This is a genomic window from Cupriavidus sp. SIMBA_020, assembly GCF_046535395.1.
Taxonomy (GTDB): Bacteria; Pseudomonadota; Gammaproteobacteria; order Burkholderiales; family Burkholderiaceae; genus Cupriavidus; species Cupriavidus campinensis.
This window is the reverse complement of sequence record NZ_JAWRWU010000530.1, coordinates 1-274: the sequence shown is the minus strand read 5'-3', so window position 1 is coordinate 274 and position 274 is coordinate 1. Positions and strand designations below refer to the sequence as shown.

Below are 274 nucleotides of genomic sequence, written 5' to 3'. Positions count from 1 at the left end.
CGTCGCGCCCTTGCGCACCTCGATCTCGATGTGCGTCGCTGCAACACCGTTCTGCATCTGCAGCGGCACAAATTCCTGGGGCGAGACGTTCAATTCTTGTCGGGCCGCTTCAGCGGCATCGCGTTCCTCCTGTGCTGCGACCCAACTGCGCAGCAGGTTGGCGTTCAGCCGGTAATGCAGTGCCACGGCCGCAATCGACACGTTCGGCTGCATTGCCGCCCGAATGACCGTCTCCTTGAATTCCTTGCTATGCCGTCGGCGCCGTGTCGGCTGC

General features: G+C 62.8%; 1 protein-coding gene. It reads right to left on the bottom strand.

The annotated features are described in order from the left end of the window. The coding region (locus tag SB751_RS30365; RefSeq protein ID WP_410749067.1) for a transposase at positions 1-274 on the bottom strand (274 nt) is incomplete at both ends.